The following is a 15,733-nucleotide window of genomic DNA, read 5'->3' as shown; positions in this document are numbered from 1 at the left end:
CCTTTCAGGCGAGGCTGGTGACGGAGGAGAGGGGGAGGGAGCTGCCGTCTTCGAGCGTGAGGGAGAGGGCGCCGTCCTCGCCGATACCGACCGAGGCGACACGGCCCTTCTGATCGTCCGGGCCGGTGACTTCGCGGCCGATCCAGTTGGGGGCCGAGGCGCGTTGCCCGCCGCTCGCCAATGCTTCCAGCCGGCCGAGGGTCGCCCCCATTTCGGTGATGCCCGACACGGTGGAGAATTGCGCGAGCTGCGCCACGAAGGTTTCGTTGTCGAGCGGGTTCAGCGGGTCCTGGTTGCGAAGCTGGGTAACGAGGAGGGTCAGGAAATCCTCCTGCCCGAGGGTCTGCCGCGCTTCCTTGCCGTTGGAGCCGGAGGCGCGCAGGCCGAGGCCGGCGACGTCGAAACCGCTCATCGGCCCAGCCTCAGCGTTTCCAGCGTCAGCGACTTGGCGGTTTCCAGCACCTCGATGTTGTTGCGATACTGGCGGCTGGTTTCCACCACCTCCACCAGTTCGGCGTTCGGATCGACGGCGGCGACATGCACATAACCATCGGCGTCGGCGAGCGGGTGCCCCGGTTCATGCCGGCGCTGCGGCGCCATGTTCGCCTGCACCACGCCCAGCACATTCACCGTGGCCTTGCCGGACTGTCCTTCATACAGAGTCTGAAACACCGGCTTCAACGACCTGAAAGCCTGTTCCTGCGTGGCAGATACCGAGCCGGCGTTGGCAAGGTTGGAGGCGGAGCTGTTAAGGCGCAGAAGCTGCGCCGACATCGCCCGGCCGGCGATGTCGAAGATGCTGAGAGACAAGGTCATTCCCCCTTCAACGCGGACATGAGGCCGCCGATGCGGCCATTCAGGATGCTGAGCGTGGAGCGGTAGCGGACGGCGGTTTCGGTGAACTGCAACTGCTCGGTCGCCAGTTCCACGCTGTTGCCGTCGAGCGAGGGCTGCAGCGGCTGGCGGTAGAGCAGCCTGGCCGCGGCGGCAGCTTCCCCGCTCATATGCCCGATATGGGTGACGCTGGGGCCGGAGACGCCGCCTTTTCCGCTGGACAGCAGCGCACCAAAATCCAGATCCCGCGCCTTGTAGCCCGGGGTTGCGGCATTGGCGATGTTGGAGGCGAGAATCTGCATCCGTTCGCTGCGCGCGGCCAATGCCGTGCCGTGCACTCCGAAAAAGCGATCCAGCCGATCCATTTCGCGCGCTTCTCCTCCTGTCCCGGCCGTTCCGGGCGAGGAGAGCCAAGCAAGCGCCGTGCCAACTATCCGGCCCGAGACATTCTGTTTCCTGAAGTCCGCAAACCGGCACCATGGTTCCGCCCGGGTTCCGCCAGGCTGGCACATGGGTTCCGCTTTTCGGCCTGCACGCGCCTTTGGGGCGATTGGCCTGTTTCTTGCGGACTCCATGATTTGAAACGGCTGGAGTGGCTCATGTTGAAATATTCTGCGATCTCGGTGCTTCTGTTCTCGGCCACCTCATTGTCTGCGTCCGCCGAGCAACTCCGTCGCGAAGCGGAGCAGTTCACCGGCTCTGCCGTTCGGCTGGACATGCGGCTGCCGGTTCCGGCTTGCGATTCGGGCTTCGCTTTCCGGCAGGGAGGAGCAAAGGCCGCGCGGCTGGAAGCGACCTGCCCGGAAACGGGCTGGCGCATGTCCCTGCCTGTCGTCGCAGCCGCACCCGCCGCCCTGCCGAGGCGCGGGCAGCAGTTGCGCGTGGAAGTGGAAGGGCAGGGCTACCGCGCCACTGTGGATGGGATCGTCGAAACGGCGAACGAACGGCAAGGCACGATAATCGTCCGCAACGCCCGCTCCGGCACGCGGTTCATGGCGCATGTCGATGCGGATGGCCGGATCCTCACATTTTCTTCCGGCCGTCCGCTAAAGGATGGGGTGGTGCAGCCGTAAGCCTGCGCTGAACCGATGGCGAACCGCCGTCGACTGGTAAGGACTGAGGCAGCTGATGTTCGATCCCATCTCTTCCCGCGCCGGGGCGCTGGCCGCGCTCGAAGGCCGTCGGGCAGTCGCGCCGCCGGCCGGCCATGAAGCCGCCGGTGGGCCGGCGTCGCTGGAACGGCCAGCAGCGTCCGCCAAGGTGGAGGCAACCGCCGAAACCCGGCAGATTTCCCGCGCGCTGGCGCAAAGCGCCCCGGTCGACATCGGCCGCGTGGCGGAACTGCGCGAAGCCATCAAGGCCGGCAACTATCCCACACGGCCCGAAAGCATCGCAGACGCCATGATCGCTTCCCTGAAGCGCTGATCCTTCAGCCGGTAAAGCCCATCAATTGAAAGCGGGCGGGGAGGGGAGCCTCTGCCCGCCTGCGCGCGTTGGTGGCCGGGTCATCGAACTCCAGCGCCCGGGCGTGCAGCATCATGCCGCCGACACCTTGCTGCTGGGGCTGGCCATAGACCGGATCGCCCCAGATAGCTGAGCCTGTCGCCAGCAAAGTGGCATGGACCCGGATCTGGTGGGTCCGGCCAGTCTCCGGCTGAAAGGCAATCAGCGCGGTTGCCCCCTGCCTTTGCAGCACTTCCCAACGGGTCCGGGCCGGTTTGCCATCGGCCGATACGATCATCCGCCAGCCATCCGCACGGCTGCTCTGCTTCAGCAGGGGCGCGTCGATTTCGCCGCGATCATCGGCTGGCGCCTTGTCGACCAGCGCCCAATAGAGCTTCTTCACCTGTCCTGTTTCGAACTGCCGCGACAGCGCCCGAAGGGCGGACGCGCGGCGCGCCAGCAACAGGCAGCCGGAGGTGTCCCGGTCCAGCCGGTGGACTGCCTGCGGCGCCGGGCGGTTGGGCGCATAGCCCGGCAGAATATCCTCCAGGCTCCGGGGCGTTCGCGGCCCCGGGTGCACGGCAAGCCCGGCCGGCTTGTCGATCACCAGCCAGTTCGGCGCATCCAGCAGGATCGGGGGCAGGGCGGATATCGGCGTGGACATGTGCCGGCTGTTTAACCTCGCCGGGAGCCGGCCGTGAAGTCGCCCTGAGGCCACCAAACGGCATCTGTCGGCTTCGAGGCTTCAGTTTCTTGCACCCATCCGGCGGGCAGGCCCCGCTTCACCCAGGCTTCACCAAGGGGACATGTAGATGACGATCATCAACACCAATCTTTCGGCCCTGCGCGCCCAGAGCGGCAGCCGAATCGCGCAGGCCGGGCTCGACACCGCCATGGAGCGCCTGTCGACCGGCCTTCGCATCAACAGCGCCAAGGACGACGCCGCCGGCCTCGCCATCGCCCAGCGCATGACTGCCGATGTGCGCGGCCTGTCGGTCGCCATCCGCAACGCCGGCGACGGCATCTCGCTGGCCCAGACCGCCGAAACCGCCATGGGCGAAGTCGCCAACATGCTGCAGCGGATGCGCGAACTGGCGATGCGGGCCTCCACCGGCACCATGTCGACCGAAGCGCGCGAAGCCCTGCAGGCGGAAGTCACCCAACTGATCGGCGAAGTCGACAATGTCGCCAATCGCACCGACTTCAACGGCGTGAAGCTGCTCGACGGCTCGTCGAAGGCGCTTTCGCTGCAAACCGGCGCCCGCGCCGGCCAGACAGTGCAGCTGACGATCGGCTCGGCCCGCGCCGGCGACCTCGGCACCGGCAGCGTCCCCGGCCTCACCGCCACCGGCGCCTTCGAAACCTCGGCCGCCAACCTCGTCGCCAACCAGGCGCTGCAAGCCAATGACCTTCGCATCAACGGCGTGACCATCGGCAGCTCGCGCAACACGGACGACAGCGTTTCCTCGGTGGCCAAGGAAGCTTCGGCGATCGCCAAGGCCGCTGCCATCAACCGCGTTTCCGACCAGACCGGCGTGCGCGCCGTGGTCGGCGCGACGACGATGACCGGCACGGCCATGACCGCCGCGGCGCTGACGGGCACCGTCACCATCAACGGCGTCACCACCGGCTCCATCACCACGTCCGCCAACGCCGCCGCCTCGCGCACGGCGGTCGTCGACGCCATCAACCTGATTTCCGGCCAGACGGGCGTTCGCGCCATCGACACCGGCGACTCCAACCTCGGCATCCGCCTGGAAGCGGCCGACGGCCGGAACATCGAAGTCTCGCTGGACACGCTGACGGCGGGTGCCACCGGCCTGAAAGTGGGCGCGCAATCGGGCAGCTACAGCCTGGTCTCGGAATCGGGCGGCCCGATCCTAGTCGACTCCGTGGGTTCCGGCCGGCTTTCGCGGGCAGGTCTTGCCGCCGGCAGCTTCGAACGCGGCGTTTCCACCGTCTCGACCGACGCCCGCGCCGTCGCCAGCGCCGCAAACGGCTCGGATGCGCGGGTTCTGAACACTGGCGATCTGGTGATCAACGGCGTCTCGATCCGCGCTTCCAAGGCCGCCGACGACACCTATTCCGACACCACGGCCGGTTCCAGCAACAAGGCGGCCAGCGCCATTGCGGTCGCCGCCGCGATCAACGAAAGCTCGGCGCAGACCGGCGTCACGGCGACGGCGCGCGCGCTGACGATCGACGGCACCACCACCACGGTGATCGCCGCCGATGCCACCGCCACGCTCGTCATCAACGGCGTGTCGATGGACATCGCCCTGAAGGCCAGCGACAGCGCGCAGCAGACGCGGGAGAATGTCGCTTCCGTCATCAACAACTTTGCCGGCGCGACCGGCGTGACGGCCAGCGACAACGGCCGTGGCGGGCTGTCGCTGACAGCGGCGGACGGCCGCAACGTGGCGGTGTGGTTCGACTCCGACGAAGCGGCGAGCGCCGCCAACTTCGGCCTTGGCGCCGCCACCATCGCCGGCACCGGCACGGCCTATACCGTCACCGGCGTGACCGACCCGGCGGACGTGTCGGCGGCCACGGTGAACACGGCTTACGCGCAAGTCACGCTGAACAGCAGCAAGGCGATCGACGTGCGCGCCGGCAGCCAGGGCTTCGCGGCGGGTTCCAACTTCGCGAACCTGGGCTTCGAGGAGAACCGCTACGGCGCCGATGTCGGCGGCCTGAAGGTGAAGGACATCGATATCTCCTCGCAGGAAGGCGCGCAGGCGGCGCTGAGCGCTCTCGACGAGGCGCTGCAGGCGATTGCCGTCAACCGCGCCGAACTGGGCGCGGTGCAGAACCGGCTGGAAGCGACCATCAACAACCTCTCCAGCGCCAGCACCAACACCATGGCTTCGCGCTCGCGGATCCAGGACGCGGACTTCGCCGAAGAGACCACCAACCTGGCCCGTGGCCAGATCCTGACACAAGCCGCGCAAGCCATGCTGGCGCAGGCCAACCAGAGCCAGCAGGGCGTGCTGCAACTGCTCCGCTAGGCCATTATCGGCGCTGAGGTTCCGCGCTGACAACTTAGGCCGGTCCCTCCTGTTGGAGGGGCCGGCTTTTTTACTGGCTAGACGAAAAACCTTCGGCGCCGGCCCGGTTGAGCACGAAGGCGCCCGAATCGGTGAGGGTTTCCACCAGAACGTCGATGCTGGAACCTATCCCGTGCCCGGACTCGGCATCCGTCCTGACAAGAGCCAGCCTTCGAGCGCCGAACAATTCGAGTGCGCGCGCGGCATATTTGGCGGAGTTCCAGGGGGCGACGCGATTGTCGTTGAGACCGACCAGCAGCAGCGTGTCCGGCATGTCGTTTGCGCTTCCCAGAATTTGATAGGCGTCTGTGCGCAGCAGATCGCGAAAGCCTTCTTCCGTTCCCGGATCGCCCATTTCCGCATATTGGTTGGGACCGTTGGGCTCGGAAGCGAGCCGGGTCGGGTTGAGGCTGGCCACATTCAAGATCATCGATCGGAAGAGATCGGGGCGTTTGAGCGCCGCCGGAGACGCGAGCAGACCGCCGGCACTGGTGCCGATCACCGTCATCCGTTCGGGTGTGGTGAGCCCTAGTTCCACGAGCCGCTCGCCGCAGGCGACGAAGTCCGCATGGGAATTGGGCTTGTTCGGCCCGCGGCCGGCCTCATGCCAGGCCCGGCCGCGCTCGCCGCCGCCTCTGGTGCCGCAGAAGGCGACTGCGCCACCTTCGCCGATCAAACCGAAGTAGTGGCGGGCGTAATAGGGCTCTGCCGTGTTGATGCCATAACTGCCATAGCCTTCGAGAAGCATCGCGCGCGGCTGCTTCCCTGTCTCGGGGCCAGGCAGAAGGATCGCTAACGGGACATGCGTGCCGTCCGCGCTCACGGCCTCTTCGGCAACCTGCCTCCAGCCGCGCGTGCCGGCATAGGTCGTCCAGTCGATCCCCAACGAGCGGACTTTGCCTGCGTCCGCACGGAACCAGCGCGGTGCAGTGAACCAGTCCTGCATTACGAATATGGCGCCCGACCGCTCCGCCGTCGGCTGTAGATATCCCAGGGAACCGCGCATCGGCAGTTCGACATCCGCAAGGGCGACGCCCTCGCCATGGGGACGGAAGGCAAGGCGGGAAATCCCGTCCATCTGGGAACTGAGATATATGCCCTGATCCGTCGCCACCAGGCCGGTCAGTATCATTTGTCCTTCAGGAACAATGATCTCCGCATCGGCAAGCCCATGCCCCTTTGCCAGATCGAGGCGCAGCAGCCGGCGATTCGGAGCGCCTTTGCTGGACAGGAGATAGAGCCAGTCGCCCGCGATTGCGGCGCCGGACGACTCCGTATAGCTGATCTCATCCGCATAGGTCGCAATCTCGCGCCAGGCGGGCCGGCCGGCGAGCAGGTCGGCGCGGCGGGTAACCAGCACCCGCTGGTCGGCCCGGGCGCCCACTCCCAGGCCCAGCACCCAATCGCCGCTTGCGCCCGCAACGACCTGGGGAAATTCCTGCGGCTCGAACGCGGGGCCGCGCGCCGAACTTCCCAACAGGCTGGCTTTGTCTGCCGGGGTGCCGAGGCGATGCAGGACGACCTGCATATGCTTGGTGGCGTCAGGGCCATCCGCGCTTGTCATGCGGGTGATGGCGGCCGTGCGGTTATCGAGCCATGCCGCTTCGAATTCGCCCCATACCGGAGCCACGATATCCGGCAACAAGCGCCCGCTGGCCGTGTCCACGAAACGGATTTCGCCGATTTCAGCACCTTTCGAAGACAGATGGAAGGCAATCACCGAACCGTCCGGCGAAAGCTGGTAACTGGAAATGGCCGCTCCTTCGCCGTGCTGCTTCTCGGGGTCATAGAGAATGCGCTCGGTTCCATCGGCTGAACGCATCACGAGTTTGGCGAACTGGGCGTCAGCGTCTCTGCGGCGGTAAAATGTCCTGTCCCCCGAAATCTCGACCTCTAGGAACTGCGTGCCGGTCGCGAATGCCTCCGCCGTGCGTTCACGCAGACGCTGTCTGCCCGGGAGGGCGGCAAGCTGCGCGGTCGTATGATCGCCGGCCTGCCGGATAAACTGTATCACCTCGTCGCGCCGTTCCTCCTGCTCCATCCAGCGATAAGGGTCATGGATTTCCTTGCCGAAAACCACTTCCCGATAGGATTCCCGAGCCGGAACGACAGTGGCATTGGTGAGGGTTTGAGCGTGGCCGCCTACGGGAAGCATGAGAGCAAGTGACAGCGCCGATGTGAACTTCAGGATGTTCATCGCACAACTCCCAAATGATCAGGATATGAAAGAGCAGCCTCACCGTAGTGGGACTGGTGGATGAAACAGAGTTTCTCCGAAAGAGTCCAGACCAGTCGAGGGAGGGCGGGAGTGAGTTTGAATAGATTCGGGAACTCTGCCACCCGGGGTCAAGCCCGTAGTGACAGGAATTGGTAACTTCCTACCACAAATACAAAATAACGCATTACCAGGCAGAGAAAGAGAGCACGCCGAACTCCCTCCTATTCTCTTGCGGATGTCGTCCGCTCTCCAGCTTATCCTGGGTTGTTGCCAATGTCGGTCAGAAGGGGGCCGAAACGTGCGAATCCTCGGCGTTGAAACGGATTAACAGTCCTCCCAGTTTCCAAGCAGTTCGCGCACCTTTCCAAGCGCTGACTTCTTGATCTGGCAGACGCGCGCAGCCCCTACTCCCAGAGTCTGGCCGATCTCCTCCAGATTGAGCTCCTCGACGAAATAGAGTTGCAGAACCATGGCTTCCCGCTCGGGCAATTCCGAGATGGCTTTCACCAGCGCGGCCCTGAGATCGCCGGCTTCCAGATGGTCAAGCGCATCGGGCTCGTCGGCGGCGAACCAGATGCTGTGGTCCGAATAGACTTCGTCGATCGATTCGTAGCGCACGCCCTGGGTGGCGTTCAGTTGTTCCTGCAATTCGCCAAGCGGGATAGCGAGCTGGTTCGCCAGTTCCTTTTCTGTTGGCGGGCGCCCCAATTGTCCGGCGAGTGTCGCCCGCGCGGCATTCAACTCCCGCCTGCGCCGCAAGGCGGAGCGGCACATGGTGGCCTGCTTGCGCAGGGCGTCTATCATTGCGCCGCGCACGCGGACGCTGGCGTAAGTGGCGAACACGGCCTGGCCGCGCTCCTCGAAGGTGCGGGCCGCTTCGATCAGCGCGATCATGCCGATCTGCGCCAGTTCCTCGATGTCGAGCGCGGTCGATACCCGGCCATGGGTGTGCCAGGCGATCTTGCGAACCAGGCTGAGATGCGTTCGGATCAGTTGCTCCGGGTCCGGCTGGGCCAGTGCCGCCGGAGAGTAAAGCCCGGGATTCAGCGCGAATCTGGCGTCCATGTTGTTCCTTCCGCGCTTTCAGTGTTGAGAAGAGTGTCCCCGACCACGGCCACGACTTCGACGTCGCGCCCCTCGGGCAGTTCGGCGAAGGCGAGCACGGGAATTCCGGCCGGGCGAAGCAGGCGGAACAGCGCCCGGCGTGTCTCCGCCTGCGAAACCAGGGCAACAGGCACCGCCTCGGCGATCGAAGGGGCAGCAGCCTGTGCAAGCGCTTCCGCCAGCCGCGAGGAGAGGCTGGGTTCGAAGGGATAGTCCGAAAGCGGCGCCGCGCGCTGCGCCGACAGCAGAAGGCTTTCCAGCTGCGGCGAAAGCGTCAGAAGTCGCAGCGGCTGCGCTGGAGAGCCGAGGCCGGCGACGATCAGCCCGCCAATTCGCGCGCGCACCTGTTCCAGAAGCTGGCGCGGCTCCTGCGTGCCCGGCGCGACCTGGGAAAGGGCGGAGGCGATCCGCTCGAAGCTGCGAAGCGACACGCCCTCTTCCAGCAGCATCTGGCAGACGCTGGTGGTGACATGCAGCGGCAGATGCTTGGGACTGACGCTCGCCGCAAGATGTGGATGGCGAGCCGCCAGATTCTCCACAAGGGCGCTCATATCGTCTTGAGAGAATATGATATAAGATTGTTTTTTCAATATAGTGAAAAGATGTGTTCCAATAACGGTTGAAGAATCGACCACGGTGTAACCGGCCGCTACGGCTTCCTGCTCCAGCGCCGGGTCGATCCAGCGCGCGTTCAGGCCGAAGGCTGGATCGCGCACACTCCGGCCTGGCACTTCGCGCGCGACATGCTCCGCCTCCAGCGCCAGAAGGTCCGCTGCGAAAGCCTCGCCGGCTCCCGACTGTTCCCCCGACACGGAGATACGATAGACCTGCGGCGCGAGCCCCAGATCGTCCCGCACGCGGACCGGCGGCAGGATGAAGCCGAGTTCCTGCGAAAGCTGGCGGCGGATTCCGGTGATCCGCGCCATCAGCGGCGCTTCGCCATCCACCAGCGGAATCAGCGCATAGCCGATTTCCAGCGTGATGCTGGCGGATTCCTCGACATCGGCCCAGGTGATCGCATGTTCCGGCGCTGAGGAAATGCCGGGTTCGGGCGCCTGGCGGTCTGCCGGCTTTCGGCCCAGCTGCCATGCCACCCCCGCAGCCAGCAACGCGGCCGGCGCCAGGATGATCTGCGGCATCGCCGGGAACAGGGCAAGGGCGCCCAACACTGCCGCGGCCGGCCACCAGGCGGCGGGCGCGGCGAACTGCTGGCCGAGTTGCTGGGCAAGTTTCCGGTCCTCCGTGGTGCGGGTGACGAGGACGGCTGCGGCGATGGAGAGGAGAAGCGCCGGGATCTGGGCGACCAGCGCATCCCCTACCGACAGCAGCAGATAGGTGTCCGCCGCTTCGGCGAACCCCAGATCATGGCTGACAACGCCGATAATCAGCCCGCCGACGACGTTGATCAGCAGGATCAGGATTCCCGCGACGGCATCGCCCTTTACGAATTTGGAGGCGCCGTCCATCGAGCCGTAGAAATCCGCCTCGGCCGCCACTTCCACGCGCCGGGCCCGCGCTTCGTCCGGTGTCAGCATGCCGGCGTTCAGGTCCGCGTCGATCGCCATCTGCTTGCCCGGAAGCGCGTCCAGCGTGAAACGCGCGCTCACTTCCGAGACACGGCCGGCGCCCTTGGCGATCACCGCCAGGTTCACGATCATCAGGATCACGAACACGATCATGCCGACAACGAAATTGCCGCCGATCAGCACCTTGCCGAAGGCTTCGATCACATGGCCGGCGGCGTGGGTGCCCTCATGCCCATGCACCAGCACGACGCGGGTGGAGGCGACGTTCAAAGCCAGCCGGAACAAGGTGGCGAACAACAGGACAGTGGGGAAGGCCGAGAAATCCATCGGCCGCCCCGCCTGCAGCACCACCATCAGCATCACCAGCGACAGCAGGATGTTCGCCACGAAGAAGATGTCGAGCAGCAGGGCCGGGATCGGCACCACCATCAGCAGCACCACCGCCAGGATGGCGAGCGGGAGCAGCGACGAAGCGAGCCATGCGCGCGCCTCCGCCCGATGTGCGAACGGCAGCAGGGCCTGCAACATCAGCCGCCCAGTTCCGCCAGCAGCAGATAGGCGATCCGCGCGGCCCCGGCGGGAGGCATGACTGAACTCTGCCCGCGCGGCGCCACTGCCGGACTGCCGGTGACTGGGGGCAGCCTAGGCTCGGCTGGTGGCGCAGGCTGGCCGGACAGGCGATTGTCCAGAAGCGCATATATCTGCTGGAGGCTGCGGGGCGCCCCGCCTTCGTAGAAAATGGCGCGGTTCGCCCGCGCCGCGGCTGGAAGCAGCGTCGCGCCGGCCGTTCCCGGGGAACTTGCCAGCTCGCGCAGGAACTTCAACGCTCCACCGACGCCCAGGAAATGCGCAAGGTAGAGATCGGTCTGCCCGACGGCTCGCCCAAGCCCCCCCTGAAGCGCCCGGGCATTGTCGGCCATATGCTCGGCCGCCATCAGGCTGGCGACCATCGGGTTCCGGCGCAAGGCCAGCGCCTCGCTGCGGGGGAGGGCGCCGATCCCATGCGCCGGGCCATGGCGTGCCAGTGTGCCGAGCCAGGTCGAATCGATGAACTGGAAGAGGCCGGTGGCGGACGAGGTGCGCGCGCGCGCGTCAGGGTTGAAACCCGATTCCAGCCTGGCCGTGTTGAAAAGGGCGCCGAAGTCCGCTCCGGTCCGGTTCGCGGCGGCGGAGAGCGCCGGCAGCATTTGCGCGGCCGCCCGCGCCAGTCTGGGCGGAAGCGCTGCGGCAGAGCCGGAAAATGGGCCGGTGGACATGCTTTCCTCTTAGCAACTGGCGGGTGCGAGCGGCGCGGAACTCCCTCCGTTCCGGATCAAATCCAAGGGGTTGCGTCATTTGCCTGCCGGATGGCGGCGCATTTGCGACCGCGCGGCACAAACCGTTGCCGCCGGCTTTGAGATTTCGAAGCCGGACGGGGCTTGACGCCGGGAGAGGGAGCGCCGACTTAAAGGCCATGGACCGCGACCAGTTCCTGATGGACCCCGCCGCCGCGCTTGGCGCAGCCGTTTCCACCCCTTTCGCGCCCGTTGCCGCTTCGCCGGCGGCCGGGCTGGTGCCGATCGTCATCGAGCAGTCGAGCCGTGGCGAGCGCTCGTTCGACATCTTCTCGCGCCTGCTTCGCGAACGCATCGTGTTCGTGAACGGCCCGATCGAGGATGGAATGGCCTCGCTGATCGTGGCGCAGCTTCTGTTTCTTGAGGCGGAGAACCCCAAGAAGGACATCTTCATGTACATCAACTCGCCGGGCGGGGTGATCACCTCGGGCATGGCGATCTACGACACCATGCAGTATATCCGCCCCAAGGTCGGCACGGTCTGCATCGGGCAGGCGGCCTCCATGGGCTCCTTCCTGCTGGCCGCCGGGGAGCCGGGGATGCGCGTCAGCCTCGCCAACGCCCGGATCATGGTGCACCAGCCTTCGGGCGGCGCCCAGGGGCAGGCGACCGATATCGAGATCCAGGCCCGCGAGATCATCCGCATCCGCTCGCACATGAACCAGCTCTACGCGAAGTTCACCGGCAAGCCGCTGGAGGAAATCGAAAACGCGATGGAGCGCGACAAGTTCATGTCGGCCGAGGAAGCCAAGGCCTTCGGTCTGGTGGACGAGGTGATGGAAAAGCGCCCGACTCCCGCCGAAGGTGAGCTGAAGGCGGCTTGACCGGTTCGGGCGATCCTGCCGCGCTTCGTGGCGCGGACCTGTTTCCGGCGTCGGGAAACCGCCCCGTTCGCGCTTGCGGCCCATTCGCTCTTGCAGCAAGCCGCATGCGCGCTAACATGGTCGTCTGCGGTTTGCGTACCGCGGGCGCGAAAGTGAGAATATGACCAAAGTCAGCAACGGCGACAGCAAGAACATCCTCTACTGCTCCTTCTGCGGAAAGAGCCAGCATGAGGTGAAGAAGCTGATCGCCGGCCCCACCGTCTTCATCTGCGATGAATGTGTCGAGCTTTGCAATGACATCATCCGTGAGGAGACGAAGAACTCGCTGGTGAAGACGCGCGACGGCGTGCCGACCCCGCGCGAGATCATGGCGGTGCTCGATTCCTATGTGATCGGGCAGAGCCATGCGAAGCGCGTGCTCTCGGTCGCGGTGCACAACCATTACAAGCGGCTGGCGCATGGCGCGAAGGGCGCCGAGGTGGAACTGGCCAAGTCCAACATCCTGCTCGTCGGCCCGACCGGCTGCGGCAAGACGCTGCTGGCGCAGACGCTGGCCCGCATTCTGGACGTGCCCTTCACCATGGCCGACGCGACCACGCTGACGGAAGCCGGCTATGTCGGCGAGGATGTGGAGAACATCATCCTGAAGCTGCTGCAGGCCAGCGACTATAATGTCGAGCGGGCGCAGCGCGGCATCGTCTATATCGATGAAATCGACAAGATTTCCCGCAAGGCGGACAACCCCTCCATCACCCGCGACGTGAGCGGGGAGGGCGTGCAGCAGGCCCTGCTGAAAATCATGGAGGGCACGACCGCCAGCGTTCCGCCGCAGGGCGGGCGCAAGCATCCGCAGCAGGAATTCCTGCAGGTCGACACCACCAACATCCTCTTCATCTGCGGCGGCGCCTTCGCCGGGCTGGACCGGATCATTTCCGACCGCCTGCAAGGCAAGTCCATCGGCTTCGGCGCGCATGTCGCCGCGGCGGACGAGCGCCGCACCGGCGAAGTGCTGCGCCAGTGCGAGCCCGAGGATCTGCTGAAGTTCGGCCTGATCCCCGAGTTCGTCGGCCGCCTGCCGGTGATCGCCACCCTGGAGGATCTGGACGAGGAAGCGCTGGTGAAGATCCTCACCGAGCCGAAGAACGCGCTTTCCAAGCAATATGCCCGCCTGTTCGAGATGGAGGGCGTGAAGCTCTCGTTCAGCGACGACGCGCTCACCGAGATCGCCAGGCGCGCCATCGAGCGCCGCACCGGCGCGCGCGGATTGCGCTCGATCCTGGAAGGCATCCTGCTGGACACGATGTTCGAGCTGCCGGGCATGGAAACCGTCGAGGAAGTGACGGTGGACGGCGAAGTGGTGAGGGGCCTGAAGCCGCCCGTTCAGATCCTGCGGGCGGACAAGGCGGCCTGATCCATCAAGAGAGACAGGGAAAAGGCCGGGTTGGCAATAGCCGCCCGGCCTTTCTCATTTGGTGATTGTGCAGTTTGCAAACCCATGCAGCGAACGTCGCTTCCGGTGGGAAGCGGCGACTATGCAACTCCCTCGTCACCCCGGGCTTGACCCGGGGTCCAGCTGTTTTCCTGAAGCGCTGCGCCAGCTGAAAAGCTGGACCCCGGGTCAAGCCCGGGGTGACGGCTGTTGGAAATGTCCGGTGTCAGGTCGGCGACCGCACAATTGCCGTTGGTTGGCAAACTGCATAATCGCCTTTCTTTTGCGGCTTTTCATCCGGGTGGTCAGGCTTGGCCTACCCGGGCCTTGCCTGATTTGACCGCGGAGGTTTCTTCCGGCTCCTCCGACTTGGGGGCAGGCGGAAGGGCCTCGATCTGAACTGCTCGAACTGCCTCCCGCCCTCGATCCCGCTCCAGCTCGCGGTCGACGGGCAATGCAGGCGCCTGCTCCACGATCACCCCTTGGGCTTCCAGCAATTGCGCCACCAGCGCCGTTCGGGCGTTGGCCGCCGCCGCCGATTCGCCTGTCAGGCGCCGGGCGCTGACGCGGGCGCTGTCGGTGCCCCGCCGGCCGAGCGCCCAGGCGATAGCCTGCGCCTGAAGCTCATCTTCCAGGATGCTATCCGACAGGGCGAAAGGCGGCAAGGCACCCGGCGGTGGCAGCAGGCTGATCGTCCAGCCCGGAGAATCCGTAGCAAGGCGCGCTTCGGCCTGCATCAGCTCCACCAGCGAGCGACCGTCCTGCACCTGCGCGGTCGCCACCCGGGCAACCGAGTCGACGAGCACCTCGTCCACCGGCACACCGGAAACCAGGGAAAGGCGCGCCGCCATATCCGCCCGCACCAGTCGGTCGACGCCCACATCGGTATCGGCAGCGCGCGCCCGTTCCAGTTCGGCGCGGCCGCTGCCCTGGTTTGCCAGCACCTGGCTCAATTGCATCTGCACAGGGCGTTTCAAGCTCTTGCTGAGCCGCCGCTCCAGGTCTTCGGTGGCCTTGCCATGCACGCGATCGGTCAGCACCGTTGCCCGGACCACCAGTTTCGAGCCGGTGAAGACGGGCTCCAGCGCCACGATCCGGCTGTTGCCGCCGAATTCGGCGGTTATGCTGTTGCGAATGGCGCGCGAGGCCCAGGCCTCCCAGGCGATCTGCTTCAGGGAGATCGCCAGCGGAACGGCCAGCACCACGAACAACAGGACCAGCGCCACCGCCTGCCCCTGAGTCTGCCGGGGCGACAGGGCGGACCCGAAGCCATAGAGCCGCGCCATCAGCGCCACGCAGAGGGTGATGGCGATGAAGTTGGTGAGGAACAGCGCGAAGGCGCCGCCCGCCACCGCCATGTTCGCGGCGGCGAGGCCATAGCCGACGGCCGCCAGCGGCGGCATCAGCGAGGTGGCCAGCGCCACGCCGACGATGGTCTCGCCACGCCCCTTGATCGTTGCATAGCCGCCGGCCAGCGCCGAGAAGACCGCCACCAGCAGGTCGAAGAGGTTGGGCCGGGTGCGCGAGAGGATTTCCGACGTCATGTCCTGCAAGGGCGACAGCAGCACGATCAGCGCCGTGAACAGGATGGCCAGCGCCGTGCCGCCGACCAGCGCCAGCAGGCTCTTGCGGACTTCCGGCCAGTCGAAGGTCGCAAGCGCGAATCCCAGCCCCACGATCGGCGCCATCAGCGGCGAAATCAGCATGGCGCCGATGACGATGGCCGGTGAGGACAGCAGCATGCCGAGGATGGCGATCGCCGCCGACATCGTGATCATGAAGGCGTAGCGGCCCGACCAGGGCGCCTCGTCATGCACGCGCTTCAGCACGGCCGCATGCTCCACGGAGTCGACCATGGACCGCCGGTGCCAGACCTTCACTTTGCGAACAGCGCGTGACTGGCGTTCTTCATGACCTCCGGCGGAGGCGCTCGTTTCGACCCGTTCGACTTCGACCATGGTTCGGGACTAGCAT

14 protein-coding genes are annotated in these 15,733 nt (G+C 65.9%); 5 read left to right on the top strand and 9 right to left on the bottom strand.

Annotation, left to right across the window (positions count from 1 at the left end; all coding sequences use genetic code 11):
• Positions 1 to 4: 4 nt before the first annotated feature.
• The 3 genes from L6Q21_RS03640 to flgB are packed head-to-tail and all read right to left on the bottom strand — an operon-like array spanning position 5 to position 1,199.
• Positions 5 to 412 (bottom strand): flagellar hook capping FlgD N-terminal domain-containing protein, encoded by a 408-nt coding sequence (locus tag L6Q21_RS03640; RefSeq protein ID WP_237829172.1) that lies wholly within the window; start codon positions 410 to 412, stop codon positions 5 to 7.
• Positions 409 to 816, bottom strand: a complete 408-nt coding sequence (gene flgC / locus L6Q21_RS03635) for a flagellar basal body rod protein FlgC (RefSeq protein ID WP_237829171.1) — start codon at positions 814 to 816, stop codon at positions 409 to 411. The genes L6Q21_RS03640 and flgC overlap by 4 nt, the downstream gene beginning before the upstream one ends.
• Positions 813 to 1,199: a flagellar basal body rod protein FlgB gene (gene flgB, locus L6Q21_RS03630; protein ID WP_237829170.1), complete on the bottom strand. Its 387-nt coding sequence runs from the start codon at positions 1,197 to 1,199 to the stop codon at positions 813 to 815. The genes flgC and flgB overlap by 4 nt, the downstream gene beginning before the upstream one ends.
• A gap of 234 nt (positions 1,200 to 1,433) precedes the next feature.
• On the opposite strand from flgB, the gene L6Q21_RS03625 reads away from it, so the two are divergent.
• On the top strand, positions 1,434 to 1,907 hold the full coding sequence (locus L6Q21_RS03625) for a hypothetical protein (RefSeq protein WP_237829169.1): 474 nt from the start codon (positions 1,434 to 1,436) through the stop codon (positions 1,905 to 1,907).
• 55 nt (positions 1,908 to 1,962) lie between these two features.
• Positions 1,963 to 2,259 carry a flagellar biosynthesis anti-sigma factor FlgM gene (gene flgM, locus L6Q21_RS03620; protein WP_237829168.1) on the top strand — a complete coding sequence of 99 codons (297 nt, stop codon included), beginning with the start codon at positions 1,963 to 1,965 and terminating at the stop codon, positions 2,257 to 2,259.
• Positions 2,260 to 2,263: 4 nt separating this feature from the next.
• Here flgM and L6Q21_RS03615 read toward each other — a convergent pair whose 3' ends face one another.
• Positions 2,264 to 2,941, bottom strand: a complete 678-nt coding sequence (locus L6Q21_RS03615; RefSeq protein ID WP_237829167.1) for an RluA family pseudouridine synthase — start codon at positions 2,939 to 2,941, stop codon at positions 2,264 to 2,266.
• 148 nt (positions 2,942 to 3,089) lie between these two features.
• Between L6Q21_RS03615 and L6Q21_RS03610 the strand changes: the two genes are divergently transcribed.
• On the top strand, positions 3,090 to 5,285 hold the full coding sequence (locus L6Q21_RS03610; RefSeq protein ID WP_237829166.1) for a flagellin N-terminal helical domain-containing protein: 2,196 nt from the start codon (positions 3,090 to 3,092) through the stop codon (positions 5,283 to 5,285).
• A gap of 70 nt (positions 5,286 to 5,355) precedes the next feature.
• Here the strand turns inward: L6Q21_RS03610 and L6Q21_RS03605 are convergent, their stop codons facing one another.
• The 4 genes from L6Q21_RS03605 to L6Q21_RS03590 form a co-directional block, all read right to left on the bottom strand.
• Positions 5,356 to 7,521: a prolyl oligopeptidase family serine peptidase gene (locus L6Q21_RS03605; RefSeq protein ID WP_237829165.1), complete on the bottom strand. Its 2,166-nt coding sequence runs from the start codon at positions 7,519 to 7,521 to the stop codon at positions 5,356 to 5,358.
• A 345-nt stretch (positions 7,522 to 7,866) separates the two neighbouring features.
• Positions 7,867 to 8,607, bottom strand: coding sequence for a sigma-70 family RNA polymerase sigma factor (locus L6Q21_RS03600; RefSeq protein WP_237829164.1), 741 nt, complete (start codon positions 8,605 to 8,607; stop codon positions 7,867 to 7,869).
• Entirely contained in the window at positions 8,586 to 10,700 is a 2,115-nt protein-coding gene (locus tag L6Q21_RS03595; RefSeq protein WP_237829162.1) for a flagellar biosynthesis protein FlhA, read from the bottom strand. The genes L6Q21_RS03600 and L6Q21_RS03595 overlap by 22 nt, the downstream gene beginning before the upstream one ends.
• Positions 10,700 to 11,428: a lytic transglycosylase domain-containing protein gene (locus L6Q21_RS03590; RefSeq protein ID WP_237829160.1), complete on the bottom strand. Its 729-nt coding sequence runs from the start codon at positions 11,426 to 11,428 to the stop codon at positions 10,700 to 10,702. The genes L6Q21_RS03595 and L6Q21_RS03590 overlap by 1 nt, the downstream gene beginning before the upstream one ends.
• 218 nt (positions 11,429 to 11,646) lie before the next feature.
• On the opposite strand from L6Q21_RS03590, the gene clpP reads away from it, so the two are divergent.
• Together clpP and clpX are read left to right on the top strand one after the other, a co-directional pair.
• Positions 11,647 to 12,330 (top strand): ATP-dependent Clp endopeptidase proteolytic subunit ClpP, encoded by a 684-nt coding sequence (gene clpP, locus L6Q21_RS03585; protein WP_418895802.1) that lies wholly within the window; start codon positions 11,647 to 11,649, stop codon positions 12,328 to 12,330.
• Between the two features lie 160 nt (positions 12,331 to 12,490).
• Entirely contained in the window at positions 12,491 to 13,741 is a 1,251-nt protein-coding gene (gene clpX, locus L6Q21_RS03580) for an ATP-dependent Clp protease ATP-binding subunit ClpX (RefSeq protein ID WP_237829156.1), read from the top strand.
• A 323-nt stretch (positions 13,742 to 14,064) separates the two neighbouring features.
• Here clpX and L6Q21_RS03575 read toward each other — a convergent pair whose 3' ends face one another.
• Positions 14,065 to 15,717, bottom strand: coding sequence for a DUF389 domain-containing protein (locus L6Q21_RS03575; protein WP_237829155.1), 1,653 nt, complete (start codon positions 15,715 to 15,717; stop codon positions 14,065 to 14,067).
• Positions 15,718 to 15,733 lie beyond the last annotated feature (16 nt).

It is taken from the genome of Sandaracinobacteroides sayramensis, from assembly GCF_022014495.1.
Taxonomy (GTDB): Bacteria; Pseudomonadota; Alphaproteobacteria; order Sphingomonadales; family Sphingomonadaceae; genus Sandaracinobacteroides; species Sandaracinobacteroides sayramense.
This window is presented reverse-complemented; position numbering and strand designations above follow the sequence as displayed.

Bases quoted from the DNA above. Each gene is read 5' to 3' on its own strand.
- L6Q21_RS03640 (WP_237829172.1), bottom strand. From the start codon at position 412: ATGAGCGGTTTCGACGTCGCCGGCCTCGGCCTGCGCGCCTCCGGCTCC.
- flgC (WP_237829171.1), bottom strand. From the start codon at position 816: ATGACCTTGTCTCTCAGCATCTTCGACATCGCCGGCCGGGCGATGTCG.
- flgB (WP_237829170.1), bottom strand. From the start codon at position 1,199: ATGGATCGGCTGGATCGCTTTTTCGGAGTGCACGGCACGGCATTGGCC.
- L6Q21_RS03625 (WP_237829169.1), top strand. From the start codon at position 1,434: ATGTTGAAATATTCTGCGATCTCGGTGCTTCTGTTCTCGGCCACCTCA.
- flgM (WP_237829168.1), top strand. From the start codon at position 1,963: ATGTTCGATCCCATCTCTTCCCGCGCCGGGGCGCTGGCCGCGCTCGAA.
- L6Q21_RS03615 (WP_237829167.1), bottom strand. From the start codon at position 2,941: ATGTCCACGCCGATATCCGCCCTGCCCCCGATCCTGCTGGATGCGCCG.
- L6Q21_RS03610 (WP_237829166.1), top strand. From the start codon at position 3,090: ATGACGATCATCAACACCAATCTTTCGGCCCTGCGCGCCCAGAGCGGC.
- L6Q21_RS03605 (WP_237829165.1), bottom strand. From the start codon at position 7,521: ATGAACATCCTGAAGTTCACATCGGCGCTGTCACTTGCTCTCATGCTT.
- L6Q21_RS03600 (WP_237829164.1), bottom strand. From the start codon at position 8,607: ATGGACGCCAGATTCGCGCTGAATCCCGGGCTTTACTCTCCGGCGGCA.
- L6Q21_RS03595 (WP_237829162.1), bottom strand. From the start codon at position 10,700: ATGTTGCAGGCCCTGCTGCCGTTCGCACATCGGGCGGAGGCGCGCGCA.
- L6Q21_RS03590 (WP_237829160.1), bottom strand. From the start codon at position 11,428: ATGTCCACCGGCCCATTTTCCGGCTCTGCCGCAGCGCTTCCGCCCAGA.
- clpP (WP_418895802.1), top strand. From the start codon at position 11,647: ATGGACCCCGCCGCCGCGCTTGGCGCAGCCGTTTCCACCCCTTTCGCG.
- clpX (WP_237829156.1), top strand. From the start codon at position 12,491: ATGACCAAAGTCAGCAACGGCGACAGCAAGAACATCCTCTACTGCTCC.
- L6Q21_RS03575 (WP_237829155.1), bottom strand. From the start codon at position 15,717: ATGGTCGAAGTCGAACGGGTCGAAACGAGCGCCTCCGCCGGAGGTCAT.